Below are 12,697 nucleotides of genomic sequence, written 5' to 3' on the forward strand. Positions count from 1 at the left end.
TTTCGCAAAGCATTTAATACATTCAGTTAGGATCGGTTGTGGTTGCATATATTTTGGATTGGCTCAGTTTGGCTGTTCGCTGGTTACACCTGTTGGCGGCCATTGCCTGGATTGGCTCTTCGCTCAAGTACGTTTGGATCGATAACAATTTACGCAAACCACCCCAGTGGAAGGCCGATAAAGGCATCAAGGGGGATGTCTGGGTTATTCACGGTGGCGGTATTTACGAGTTTCAAAAATATAACGTGGCACCGGAAAAGATGCCGGATGTGCTGCACTGGGTGAAGTGGGAGTCCTACACCACTTGGTTGTCCGGTTTTTTGCTGATTTCGGTGGTCTACTACAGCCAGGCCTCCAGCTACTTGATGGTGAGCGACGGTATAATTAGCTCGCCCTGGATGGCCGTGGCCGCCGGCCTCGGCTTTTTGGCGAGTATCGTTGGGCTCTATGAAATTTTAATACGCACGCCGCTGGTAAAAAGCGGGCCGCTGTTTGCTTGCGCCATGGCATTACTGCTGCTGGTGGCGAGCTATATCGCCTTTCATCTGTTTGCGCCGCGGGCGGCAGCCCTGCATATGGGGGCGGCCATTGGCTCCATCATGAGCGGCAATGTCTTTTTTGGCATTGTGCCGGCCCAAAAGGCATTTTTGAAAGCGATAGAGAATGGCCAGCCGCCACCCCAGGCACGGGCGGAGTTTGCCAAGCTGCGCTCGACCCACAACAACTACTTCACCCTGCCGGTGATTATGTTGATGATCTCCAACCACTACCCCGTGGTCTATAGCCACGCCTGGGGCTGGTTGTTGGTGGTGGCTATTGGGGTGATCAGTGCCTACGCCCGCCACTATTTCAATCTGCGTAACCAGGGCAAATCGAAGCCACACATTCTGGTGGTGGTGGCCATTGCGGCGGTACTGCTGATCACCCTGGCCCGGGTTACCAGCTCCACGGTCGCGCTGAGTGATGCCGCCAACACGGTAACGGATGAGCAGATGATGGCGGTAGTAAGCAGCCATTGCAGCAGCTGCCATGCGGTGGTGCCCACCCAACCGGGCTTTGTGGCGCCACCGGCCGGGATTGTGCTGGCCAACGCTGAGCAGGTGCGCGCGGTCTCTGACCGCATCATGACGGTAGCGGTGCAGAGCCAGTACATGCCGCTTGGCAATATGACCGGCATGACCCTTGAGGAGCGTCAAACCCTTGGTGCCTGGTTACAGCGCCAATAATCTCTGACGGTTTCATTCTCACTCGGCTGGGTTAAAATCGGCGGCTGATAAGTCAGCGAGCTTAAGCCGCCAGCAGCCAAGTGAGTCAACCATGCAAAACCTCTCCCTATCCACCTTTACCGTTAATGTACTAGCCATTAGTGCCATTCTGTTTGTCGTTGCCCTGGGGCTGACGGCGCTGGCGGTGGTGTACATGTATTGGGTGGATACCCATCAGAAAAAACACACGGTACGCCGCAACTACCCGGTGATTGGCCGCTTCCGCTATTTCTTTGAATACCTGGGGGAGTTTTTCCGACAATACTTTTTCGCTCAGGACCGGGAGGAGTTGCCCTTCAATCGCGCCCAGCGCTCGTGGGTTTATCGGGCGGCCAAAAACATCGACTCCACCATCGCCTTTGGTTCCACCCGGCCCCTTAACCAGCCAGGGGACGTGCTCTTCCTCAATTGTCTCTTCCCGACTATTGCTCAGGATCACGTACCGCCGGCGCCGGTGGTTATCGGTGAGGGTTATGCCCGTTTCCCCTATGCCGCCCAGTCGTTTTTCAATATCTCCGGTATGAGTTTTGGCGCCTTGTCGCAGCCGGCGGTGCGGGCGCTCTCCCGCGGTGCGGCCAAGGCCGGTATTTGGATGAACACCGGCGAGGGCGGCCTCTCGCCCTACCACTTGGAAGGTGGCTGCGATCTGATTTTCCAGTTGGGCACCGCCAAATACGGTGTCCAGGACAACGAAGGCCGGCTGGATGAACAGAAGTTGCTGGCGGTTTCTGCCCATGAACAGGTGAAGATGTTTGAGATTAAGTTGAGCCAAGGGGCGAAGCCGGGCAAGGGCGGTATGCTGCCCGGGGCTAAGGTGACCGCCGAAATCGCCCGGATTCGCTCCATCCCAGAGGGGCAGGACTCCATCAGCCCCAATGGCCACGTCGATATTCGCAGCCTTGATCAACTGCTCGATATGGTGCACCGCATTCGCGAGCTCACCGGTAAGCCCACCGGCATGAAGCTAGTGTTGGGCAGTGCCGATTGGCTGGATGAGATCTGCCTGAAAATTCATGAGCGCGGCTGGCAGTACGCCCCCGACTTTATCACCCTCGACAGTGCCGATGGCGGTACCGGCGCGGCGCCCCAGAGCTTGATGGATTTTATGGGGCTGCCCATTGCCGCCAGTCTGCCGGTGATTGCCGATAAACTGGTGGAGTATGGTTTAAAGCAGCGTATTCGCCTGATTGTCTCCGGCAAATTGATCAACCCGGGTAAGGTTGCCTGGGCGCTGGCCATGGGGGCCGATTTTGTGGTCTCGGCGCGCGGATTTTTATTCTCCCTGGGTTGCATTCAGGCGTTGCAGTGCAACAAAAACACCTGTCCGACGGGTATCACCACCCACGATAAAGATCTGCAGAGGGGGTTGGACCCACAGGAGAAATCGGAGCGGGTTTACCACTATGCCACGACCATGGTGAAGGAGGTGGGGGTGCTGGCTCACTCCTGCGGTGTGACCGACCCGCGTTCGCTCAATCGCCACCATCTGCAAATTATCAATGAGACCGGTTTGCCCGAGCCGATGACGGATCTCTATCCGGTTGTGCGTACCCGGCCGGAGTATGATCTGCCGTAAATTTCTACTCGCCGGGCACTAGGTAAAGCAGTGTCGTAGGGAGACGAACAGTGAAAAAGCTTGGTGGTTTACTGTTACTCGGTTTGGCGGCCCACGCACAGGCGGAAGGTTATCGCTTGGGAGTGGAGGTGGTGTTTGCCGATTTGGATGTGAAGCCGAAATTTGAGCCGGGTGTGGTGGATTTGGGTGAAAGCAGCAGTGGCATTGGCGGTTATGGCGGCCATAGTCTGTTCGACGATTTTTTTATCGACCTGGGCGTGGGTGTGGTGCGCAGCGGCAGCAGTTGGATCTTCGATTGGGGCGACGAGTATAAATTTCGTCACTAGGATCTGCTGGCCGGCTATACCTTTCGGCAGGGCAAATTTTATCTGGAGCCAAAGCTCGGGGTGAGCCGCTGGGACCTGGAGATCAACGGCGGTGAGTTATCGTTTTTTGGCAGCTCAGCGCTGACGCGGCTCGATTACGATGGCTCCGATATAACCTGGGCGCTCACGGCCGGGTATCAGATACGCAGGCTGTTTGGCCTGTCGCTTACCTATCAGTTTATCGATACCGATATCGGCCGCTATGATGCCGCCCAGCTCGATTTTAATTTTCGTTTTTAACGTGCCTTAATTGAGTATGCGGATAGCAATGCCGGCGGCCGCGGTTCGATTTTCCACGCCCAATTTGGGAAAGACCTGCTCCAGGTGTTTGTTGACGGTACGCACGCTGATATCCAGAATTTGGGAGATCTCTTTATTGGCTTTGCCGCAGGCCAGCCAGTAGAGCACTTCCGATTCGCGGCTGGTTAAATTGAGTGCCTGCTGCAATTTTTTCTCGCCAGGAACACGCGTGGCATTGCTGAACTTCAACAATACCTCGCGGTTGTTGCGATACTCCAACAGGGTGACCTCCAGTGGAAACTCCGGAGACTCCAACGCCAGGGTCTGCCCGGCTGGGGGTTCGTGGGGAAACCACTCCTTCAAGCGCTCGGCCAAAACGGTGGCTACCCAGTTTTGGCTGACATTGGCGCGCGCCAACAGGGCGTGGGTTTGCGGCGTGGCCCAGACAATCTGGCCGTTTTTATCCACGGTGGCAATATTTTGGCCGATGCTGTCGAGTGCCTGATGGGCGCTGCTGGTCAGGCGTGCGTTTTTCAGATGTACCCGCATGCGGGCCAGCAGTTCATCCGGGTTAACCGGCTTGGTGAGGTAGTCTACGCCGCCGGCGGCAAGCCCCTTAACGATACTGTTGGTATCGGCCAGGCCGGTCATAAAGATGACAGGAATAGAGGAGAGGGCCGGGTCGGCCTTGAGTGCCTGGCAGGTTTCAAAGCCGTCCATGTTGGGCATCATGGCATCGAGCAGAACCATATCGGGTTTTAACCGGTTGGCGATGGTCAGCGCCTGTTTACCATCCAATGCCACCAGGGTGCTGATGCCGGCCTGTTCCAAGGTGTCGTTAATTAAGCTGAGTGAGTCGGGGGCATCGTCCACCACCAATACGGTATTGCCCAACGGATTAACATTCATGGCTTATCTCCCCAGTTATTGCCTGGCTTAGCAGCTCATATCGAAACTCGGCGGCCAGCGTTTGTAATTTTTGATATTGCTGGCTGGTTAGTGACCCGACAGTGGCGATTTTTTCCAAGGTTTCGTTAACGCCGCGATAGTAGCCCAGGTCGGCGTAGGCTTTTAATTCACGCAACAGTGCGTGTGATTCCGTAGTCAGTGGTGCGGCTGGTTGTGTGTGTTCGGGCTTGGCCTGGTGGTTGGTGATCTTTTCCCGGCCTTGATAGAGCCAGCGAATCTCCAGTAGTTTACTGATCTTCTCCAGTAATACCTGATTATTAATCGGCTTGACCATATAGTCGTCGTGGGCGCAGTTATCGGCGGGCTGGCGGTGGCGCTCCTGGGCATCGGCCGAGATCATGATAATTGGGCTGTGGTGTTCGTGGGCACGCAGCCATTCGGCCAACTCCAGGCCGTTCATGCCCGGCATGGTGACATCCAGTAAAAAGAGATCGGGCTCCCGCTCTTGCAATATTTCCATACAGCTCGGTGCGTCTTTGGCCTCCAGGGTGATAAAGCCCAGCGGTACCAGTAGGTCGGAGATGAGCCCGCGGTGCACCGGGTCGTCGTCCACCACCAGCACCACCAGCTTGTCGCCTTCGTAGCCAATCACCGATTGTGGTGGCACCACCGGCATTACCGGGGTATCCACCCGGCTCAGCATAAGCGATACCTTGAATTCACTGCCCGTGCCCACCGTGCTGGTAATTTGCAATTCACCACCCATGACATCGGTCAACAGGCGGACAATGGTCAGCCCCAAGCCGGTGCCGGTGACATTGGGCACCTGGGTGTTACGCACCCGCTCGAAGGGGTCGAGGATGCGTTGGATATCCTCCTGGGCGATGCCGACGCCGGTATCTTTCACAATGAATTCCGCCACTTGGTTTCGGTAGCGGATGATAAATTCCACCTCGCCTTCAACGGTGTATTTAATGGCGTTAGAAAGCAGGTTGATCAGAATTTGGCGCAGCCGTTTTTCGTCGGTGATGACATGGGCAGGTAGATTGGCGGGGCGGTTGAAGCGGAACTCAATGCCCTTGGCCTCCGCCTGGGGGGCGAACATCTCCACCACCTGGTCGAGCAGTTCGGGTAGCTTCACTTGGTTGCGGTAGAGGTCCAGGCGGCCGGCCTCAATTTTGGATATATCCAGCAGCCCTTCAAGTAGGTCGGCCAGATACTCGCCGCTGCGGCGAATAATCCGCAGCCCCTTTTGCTGGTCGTTATTGGGGTTGTTCTGCTGCAGCAGCTGTGCGTAGCCAAGAATCGACTGCAGCGGCGTGCGCAGTTCGTGGCTGATGCCGGTCAGGTAGCGGCTTTTGGCGCTGGAGGCGCGCTCGGCCAGCTCCTTGGCCTGCTGCAGCGACTGGTCGGTAATCTGGTGTGCCTCAATCTCCTCGACCAATCGCTGGGTTTGGCGGTTGGACTCCTTCTGGGCCACCTCCTGGCTTTCGTGAGCCAACAAAAAGAGCCAGGAGATCACGCCAAAGACGATCATCAGCACAAAAAATAGGGTCCAGATGGTGGTGCCGAGTAGCTGCTGTTGCGCTGCGTCGGTGGGGTGCATGTGGTAGTAGATGAGTGACAGCAGCGCGCCGGTGAGCATATTGACGCAGAGAAAAATAGCCACGAAACGGCCCACCCGGGAGTTGATGGTGGCGGCCATGCGCGGTGGTAGAAAGAGCTCAAAAAATTGCCGGGTCTGTACCGAGAGCCGGCCGTGGGGTTTGCAGCTGTCGAGGCAGCGGGCGTCGAGTGAGCAGCAGAGTGAGCAGATGGCGCCCTGATAGGCCGGGCAGTAGCTGATATCCGAGTGCTCAAATTGGGTTTCGCAGATACAGCAGCGCAGGCTGTCGCCACTGTGCTCGTGCAGCTCTGGCGACTGCCGGGCCAGGTAGTAGCGGCCACGGGTGAACAGGGCGATGGCGGGGGTGGCAATAAAGCAGACCAACAGGCTGAGGTAGGGGGCCAGGTGCTTGGCAACCGAGCCAAAAACGCCCAGATAGGCGAGTATGCCCAGGGTGGTGGCTAAGATCATGGAGCCGACGCCCACCGGGTTAACATCGTAGAGGTGGGCGCGTTTGAATTCGGCCTGGGGTGGGCTCAGTTTGAGGGGTTTGTTGATCATCAAATCGGCGGAGAGGGTGGATAACCAACTTAAGGCGACGATGGCAAAGATCCCCAGTATCGACTCCAGCGCCCGGTAGATGCCGAGCTCCATCAGCATCAGGGCGATCAATACGTTAAACACCAGCCACACCACCCGCCCGGGGTGGCTGTGGGTGAGGCGGGAGAAGAAGTTGGACCAGGCAATCGAGCCGGCGTAGGCGTTGGTGACGTTGATCTTCATCTGCGAGATCACCACCATCACACCGGCCAGAATCAACGAGAAGGTGGGGGAGTGAGTGATGTAGTTAAACACCGCCTGATACATATAGGTCGGGTCGGTGGCCTGTTCGAAACTGGCGCCGCGCTCGATGGCCAATACCGCCAGAAATGAGCCGAACAGCATTTTTATCAGGCCGATAAAGATCCACCCCGGGCCGGCCAGCAGCATCCAAAACCACCAGCGCCGGCGGTTGCTGCTGTTTTTTTCCGGCATAAAGCGCAGGTAGTCCACCTGCTCACCAATTTGCGCAATCAACGCGAAGAGTACCGCCGAGGCGCCGCCAAACAGGGCCAGGTCAAAGCCGCCACTGTTGGCTTGGTGGGCCGGTGCGTAGTGCAGCCAGTCGCCAATTTTGCTGAATTCATAAACCGCCACCACCGCCAGTGCCGAGAGTTGCAGTACCAGCCAGACCGGCTGGGTACCGATTTGAAAGCGGCTGATGGCGCTGATACCGTGGGTGACGATGGGCACCACGGCAATAGCGCACAGGATGTAACCAACGGCGGGCGGGATGCCGAGCAGGGCGTGCAGTGCGGCGGCGAGGATGGCCGCCTCCAGAGCAAAGAAGATAAAGGTAAACGAGGCGTAGATCAGTGAGGTAATGGTGGAACCCAAATAGCCAAAACCGGCACTGCGGGTTAACAGGTCGATATCCAGGCCGTTTTTGGCGGCGTAGTAGCTGATGGGGGCACCGGTAATAAAAATCACCAGGCCGACGGTGATCATCGCCCAGAAGGCGTTGGTAAAACCCCAGTTGAGAGTGACGGCGGCGGCAATGGCCTCCAGGGCCAAAAAGGCGGTGGCACCCAGAGCGGTTTTAGCGACCTGCTCAATGGAAAAGCGGCGGGCGCCAGTGGCGGTGAAACGAAGGGAGTAGTCCTCGAGGGTTTGGTTGCCCACCCACTGGTTGTATTGTCGTCTGACTCGAAAAATCTGCTGCGGAGCTCGCATCCTTATCTATCTCTCGGGCCTTTTTTGGCCGCGTACAGCCAGTGAATAAACTGTCAATCCATTAAAAAATACAATCGAGCATATTAGCCAAACAAATTGGCCCTGACTATGCGTAGAATGACGCAGTTTACCGCTGTTTATTGTTTAGTCAGCGCTTAATTACTTTGTTGTCCTTTGCTGTTGTTAGTGTTGAAATATCGGTTCTTGCCCCCATGGTGTCACAGCACCGTACATCAACCTGTATAAGGATTAGTGAAAATGGCTTTTGAATTACCACCCCTGCCCTATGCAAAAGATGCATTAGCGCCTCATATCTCTGCGGAAACTATCGATTTCCACTACGGTAAACACCACAACACCTACGTGGTAAAACTGAACGGCTTGATCGAAGGCACCGACAACGCCTCCAAGAGCCTGGAAGAGATCATCAAAACCTCCAGCGGTGGCCTTTTCAACAACGCCGCTCAAGTTTGGAACCACACCTTTTACTGGAACTGCTTAAGCCCCAATGGTGGCGGTGAGCCTACTGGTGCTCTGGCCGATGCCATCAATGCCAAGTGGGAATCCTTCGCCAACTTTAAAGAGGTTTTCACCAACAGCGCCATCAACAACTTCGGTTCTGGTTGGACCTGGTTGGTGAAAAAAGCCGACGGCAGCCTGGATATCATCAACACCAGCAATGCCGGCTGCCCACTGACCGAAGAGGGCGTTACCGCTCTGTTGACTGTTGATGTTTGGGAGCACGCCTACTACATCGACTACCGCAATGCCCGCCCAACTTACATGGATGCCTTCTGGGCTCTGGTGAACTGGGAGTTCGTTGCCGGCAACCTGTAACAGGTTTTACGCAACCAATAAAAAAGGCCGCATTAAGCGGCCTTTTTTATTGGTGTGACTGTTTCCGGTTGTGGCAGTGATCAGGCGCTTTCATCCAGCCAGGCTTGAAAATCACCCAGAGCCACCGGTGACAGTATGCCGGCCATGTAGGCGCCGTTGCGGGGCAGCAGATGGTGGATAAAAAAGTCGGCGGTGGCGACTTTGCGCTGCAGGAATTTACTGCTGCTGCCGGCGGCAATTGCCGCTTCCGCTTTTTGATGGGCGGCGGCCATCAGGCTGCCGGCCAGAGTATTGGCAAACAACATCATAAAATCAAACGCCACCGCCGGGCTCTCTTTCGGGTGAGCCAGCAACCACTCCAGCGCCTCCTGGCACTGTTTTATGGCAGCGTTGAGCTCCGCTTCGTGCTTGGAGCTCTGGCAGAAGTTGACCATATCGGCCAGCAACAGGCGTATGCCATCGCCACCGTCACGCAGACATTTGCGGCCGATAAAGTCGAGTGCCTGAATACCATTGGTGCCTTCGTAAATCGGGAAAATACGGCAGTCGCGTTCGTGCTGGGCGGCACCGGTCTCTTCGATAAAGCCCATGCCGCCGTGCACCTGTACCCCCAGTGAGGTGACCTCCAGGGCAATCTCGGTACACCAGCTTTTCACCAGCGGGGTGGCCACATCAAGCAGTGTCTGCTGGGCCGCTTGCACCTCGCTGTCGGGGTGGCGCATGGCCTTGTCCTGGCAGCTGATGGCGTAGAAGGAGATAGCGCGGGCGGCCTCGGTCAAGGCGCGCATGGTGAGCAGCATGCGGCGCACGTCGTCGTGGGCAATGATGGGGGCCTTCTGCCCGGCTACTGTGCCTTGGATACGCTCCTTGGCGTAGGCCAGTGCCTGCTGGTAGGCGCGCTCGGAAACAGAGACCCCTTGGTGGCCTACCGCCAGGCGCGCCTGGTTCATCATGGCAAACATATAGACCAGCCCTTTGTTCTCCTCGCCCACCAGGTAGCCGATGGCACCGGCGTCGTCGCCATACTGCATGACGCAGGTGGGGCTGGCGTGGATACCGAGTTTGTGTTCGGTGGAGATCGCTTTGACATCGTTGCGCTCACCCAGGCTGCCGTCGCTGTTGATGAGGTATTTAGGCACGATAAACATGGAGATGCCCTTGGTGCCGGGCGGCGCATCGGGCGTGCGCGCCAGCACCAGGTGAATAATGTTCTCCGACAGTTCGTGATCGCCCCAAGTGATAAAGATCTTCTGGCCGCTGATCAGGAAGTGGTCGCCCTCGGGTACCGCTTTAGTAGCCACGGCGCTCAGGTCGCTGCCGGCATTGGCCTCGGTCAGGTTCATGGTGCCGGCCCAGACACCACTGACCAGGTTGGGCAGGTACTGCTGTTTCTGCGCTTCACTGCCGTAGAGGTCGAGGGCGTGGATAACGCCCTGGCTCAGCATGGCCAGCAGACTGTAGGCAACGTTACTTGATTGCGCCATCTCATTAACGGCCAGGGCCACCAGATTGGGGAAGCCGGAACCGCCATACTCCGGCTGGGAGGCCAACGCCATCCAACCCGCCTCCACCAACTTGGGGTGGAGAGTGGCAATCATCTCCGGCACCTGCACCTTGCCGTCCACCAGGTGGCTGCCGGCCTGGTCACTGGGGTGATTGCTGGGCGCCACTTCGTGCTCGAAAAATTTGGCCGCCTCCGGCAGCAACTCTTTCACCATGGCCAGGTCGGCATCTTCGTAGCCGGGCAGGGCGGCAATAGTGGTGTAGTTAAGTAGTTGTTCCAGCAGGAATTCATACTCTTCAAGTGGCGCACTGTAGGTGCTCATGACGTTCTCCCGATTGTCAGCTTGGCAACGATGATTGTTGCTCTTAAATATTAAGCGGAAACTACCAGCAAACAGATTTGCGTGAAAGTCGATTAAAGTTTTAGGTTTTTGCCGGGTGGCAAGGGGTGTGTCAGTTGCCGCTGGCCGGGTTAGGCAGGGCCAGCTGAGTAAACTCTTCGGCTAAAAAGTTGATAAACAGCCGCACCTTGTGCGACATGTGCCGGTTGCTGGGGTAGACCGCCCAGGTGCCGGTATCGGTGGGGTAGTAAGGCTCTAGTACCTTTACCAACTCTCCGGCCTGAATATGTTTTTCCAGATAGAAAGAGGGCAGTTGTACCAGCCCCAGGCCACTCAGTGCGGCCAGCACCAGGGCGCGGCCGTTGTTGCTGCGCCAGTTGCCCTCCACGCGCAGATCCAGATGCTGCCCGCGATCCAAAAAGCGCCAGGTGTTGAGTGTGCCCACCAGGCAGTTGTGTGGCCGCAGCTGGGTTAGATCTTCTGGTTGGCCGTGTTGTTCCAGGTAAGCGGGGCTGGCGCAGATATAGAGCTTGCGGGAGGCGATGCGGCGGGCGATGAGTGACGAGTCCTTCAGCCGTCCGGCCCGTATCGCCAGGTCGTAGCCCTCGGCCACCAAGTCCACCAGCCGGTTGCTGAAGTCCAGGTTAACGGTCACCTGAGGGTATTTGGCCATGAATTTTAGGGTGGCCGGCACCACGTAATCTTCACCGAACTGGCCGGCCACACTCACGGTTAACAGCCCCCGCACGGTGTGCTGCTGTTCGATGATAGCCTGCTCTGCCTCACGCAGGGAGGTGAGCATCTCCCGGCAGGTGGGGTAGAAGCTCTGGCCGACGTCGGTAAGCGAGACCTTGCGTGTGGTGCGATTGAGCAACAGCGCATCCAGGTGGTTCTCCAGCTGGCTGATCTGTCGGCTGACGTGGGATTTGGAGACGCTCAACCGCTCCGCCGCCTGTGAGAAGCTGCCGCAATTGACGACTTCAACAAAGGTGGCGATGGCTTCCAGATGATTCATGGGTGGTGATTGTTTCTATATGGCAACAGAGTTGTGAATTTTAGGCTATTTAACCGCACCAGGGAAACTATTACGCTTGCCAACCTGTTTATGATCACTATTAACCTGGGCTGCTAGGCGGCCGTTAGGGCGGAGGATTCCCATGAAAACAAAAGCTGCGGTGGCGTTTGAGGCCGGTAAACCATTACAGGTGGTCGAGGTGGACCTGGCCGGCCCGAAGGCCGGTGAAGTGCTGGTTGAGATTAAAGCCACCGGCGTCTGCCACACCGATGCCTTCACCCTCTCCGGCGATGACCCTGAAGGCGCTTTTCCGGCCATTCTCGGCCACGAAGGGGCCGGGGTGGTGGTTGAGGTTGGTCCCGGTGTGAAAAGCGTTAAACCCGGCGACCACGTCATTCCGCTCTACACCCCGGAGTGCCGCGAGTGTGACTACTGCCTGCACCCCAAAACCAACCTCTGTCAGGCCATTCGCACCACCCAGGGCCAGGGTGTAATGCCCGATGGCAGCAGCCGCTTCTCCTTCGAGGGCAAGCCGATTCTGCACTACATGGGCTGCTCTACCTTCTCCAACTACACCGTCCTGCCGGAGATTGCCCTGGCCAAGGTGCGCCCGGATGCCCCTTTCGACAAGATCTGCTACATCGGCTGTGGCGTCACCACCGGCATTGGCGCGGTGGCCTTTACCATGAAGGTTGAGCCCGGCTCCACGGTGGCGGTATTTGGCCTGGGAGGTATTGGTTTGAACGTGATTCAAGGGGCGAAGATGGTAGGCGCTACCCGCATTATCGGTGTTGACCTGAACCCCTCCAAGGTGGCCCTGGCCAAGCAGTTTGGTATGACCGATTTCGTTAACCCGAAAGAGGTCGATAACGTGGTCGACCATATTATTCAGATGACCGGCGGCGGCGTTGACTACAGCTTCGAGTGTATTGGCAATGTTAATGTGATGCGCCAGGCGCTGGAGTGTGCCCACAAGGGCTGGGGGCAGAGCTGTATTATTGGTGTCGCCGGTGCCGGCCAGGAGATCAGCACCCGTCCGTTCCAACTGGTGACCGGCCGCAGCTGGCGTGGCAGCGCCTTTGGTGGCGCCCGTGGCCGGACCGATGTGCCTAAGATTGTCGACTGGTATATGGAGGGCAAGATCAACATCGACGATCTGATCACCCACACCATGCCGCTCACCGATATCAACAAGGCGTTCGATCTGATGCACGCCGGTGAAAGTATCCGGTCTGTGGTTTTGTACGATTAATGGTTGGGGGCAGTA

The 12,697-nt window shown here is 57.0% G+C and carries 10 protein-coding genes; 6 read left to right on the top strand and 4 right to left on the bottom strand.

Features of this window, described 5'->3' with window-relative positions; all coding sequences use genetic code 11:
- Positions 1–38 precede the first annotated feature (38 nt).
- The 4 genes from SBL51_RS13370 (at position 39) to SBL51_RS13385 (ending at position 3,446) form a co-directional block, all read left to right on the top strand.
- The gene (locus tag SBL51_RS13370; RefSeq protein ID WP_317931478.1) at positions 39–1,226 is read left to right on the top strand and encodes a urate hydroxylase PuuD; all 1,188 of its coding nucleotides are present in this window, start codon (positions 39–41) and stop codon (positions 1,224–1,226) included.
- Between the two features lie 91 nt (positions 1,227–1,317).
- On the top strand, positions 1,318–2,841 hold the full coding sequence (locus SBL51_RS13375; RefSeq protein WP_317931479.1) for an FMN-binding glutamate synthase family protein: 1,524 nt from the start codon (positions 1,318–1,320) through the stop codon (positions 2,839–2,841).
- A 50-nt stretch (positions 2,842–2,891) separates the two neighbouring features.
- Positions 2,892–3,167, top strand: a complete 276-nt coding sequence (locus tag SBL51_RS13380) for a hypothetical protein (RefSeq protein ID WP_317931480.1) — start codon at positions 2,892–2,894, stop codon at positions 3,165–3,167.
- A 60-nt stretch (positions 3,168–3,227) separates the two neighbouring features.
- The gene (locus SBL51_RS13385) at positions 3,228–3,446 is read left to right on the top strand and encodes a hypothetical protein (RefSeq protein ID WP_317931481.1); all 219 of its coding nucleotides are present in this window, start codon (positions 3,228–3,230) and stop codon (positions 3,444–3,446) included.
- A 6-nt stretch (positions 3,447–3,452) separates the two neighbouring features.
- Here the strand turns inward: SBL51_RS13385 and SBL51_RS13390 are convergent, their stop codons facing one another.
- Positions 3,453–4,355 carry a response regulator transcription factor gene (locus tag SBL51_RS13390; protein WP_317931482.1) on the bottom strand — a complete coding sequence of 301 codons (903 nt, stop codon included), beginning with the start codon at positions 4,353–4,355 and terminating at the stop codon, positions 3,453–3,455.
- A complete protein-coding gene (locus SBL51_RS13395; protein ID WP_317931483.1) occupies positions 4,345–7,734 on the bottom strand; it encodes an ATP-binding protein in 3,390 nt (1,129 codons plus the stop codon). The genes SBL51_RS13390 and SBL51_RS13395 overlap by 11 nt, the downstream gene beginning before the upstream one ends.
- A gap of 258 nt (positions 7,735–7,992) precedes the next feature.
- Between SBL51_RS13395 and sodB the strand changes: the two genes are divergently transcribed.
- Entirely contained in the window at positions 7,993–8,571 is a 579-nt protein-coding gene (gene sodB, locus SBL51_RS13400) for a superoxide dismutase [Fe] (RefSeq protein ID WP_317931484.1), read from the top strand.
- A gap of 80 nt (positions 8,572–8,651) precedes the next feature.
- Here the strand turns inward: sodB and SBL51_RS13405 are convergent, their stop codons facing one another.
- Positions 8,652–10,397: an acyl-CoA dehydrogenase gene (locus SBL51_RS13405; RefSeq protein ID WP_317931485.1), complete on the bottom strand. Its 1,746-nt coding sequence runs from the start codon at positions 10,395–10,397 to the stop codon at positions 8,652–8,654.
- 130 nt (positions 10,398–10,527) lie between these two features.
- A complete protein-coding gene (locus SBL51_RS13410; RefSeq protein ID WP_317931486.1) occupies positions 10,528–11,430 on the bottom strand; it encodes a LysR family transcriptional regulator in 903 nt (300 codons plus the stop codon).
- Positions 11,431–11,572: 142 nt separating this feature from the next.
- On the opposite strand from SBL51_RS13410, the gene SBL51_RS13415 reads away from it, so the two are divergent.
- Positions 11,573–12,682 carry an S-(hydroxymethyl)glutathione dehydrogenase/class III alcohol dehydrogenase gene (locus SBL51_RS13415; RefSeq protein ID WP_317931487.1) on the top strand — a complete coding sequence of 370 codons (1,110 nt, stop codon included), beginning with the start codon at positions 11,573–11,575 and terminating at the stop codon, positions 12,680–12,682.
- Positions 12,683–12,697 lie beyond the last annotated feature (15 nt).

It is taken from the genome of Halioxenophilus sp. WMMB6, assembly GCF_033283405.1.
GTDB lineage: Bacteria > Pseudomonadota > Gammaproteobacteria > Pseudomonadales > Cellvibrionaceae > Halioxenophilus.